This window comes from Bacillus sp. AF62, assembly GCF_050312695.1.
In the GTDB taxonomy this organism is placed as follows: domain Bacteria; phylum Bacillota; class Bacilli; order Bacillales; family Bacillaceae_G; genus Bacillus_A; species Bacillus_A cereus.
In genome coordinates, this window is record NZ_JBNPJZ010000292.1 from 1 (window position 1) to 291 (window position 291).

Below are 291 nucleotides of genomic sequence, written 5' to 3' on the forward strand. Positions count from 1 at the left end.
TGCGACATCCCTATTCAAGTTTGGAAGCTTGGATAGGGGATTTTTTTGTTTAAAGGGGAAGAACAGAGTTCGCTACTAAGCAAATCAATGCGGGAATAGCCATATAGGAATCATATATAAAATTTGTAGCAACAAATGGGGAGGGGAGGAATATGGTATATAGAACCAAAAATCTGTTAAGAAACAAGTGGGAAAGGTTTGATGAAAGTGATGCTTGTAAATAGAAAGGAGAATTTCATATGTCACAACCGAATCTGCCGGATATAACGCCGGATATTTCTTTGACGCGAG

1 protein-coding gene is annotated in these 291 nt (G+C 38.5%); it reads right to left on the minus strand.

Annotation, left to right across the window (positions count from 1 at the left end):
* Positions 1-84: 84 nt before the first annotated feature.
* Positions 85-291 (minus strand): hypothetical protein (locus ACQRBL_RS32795; RefSeq protein WP_427736491.1); only part of this gene is annotated, 207 nt, incomplete at its 5' end.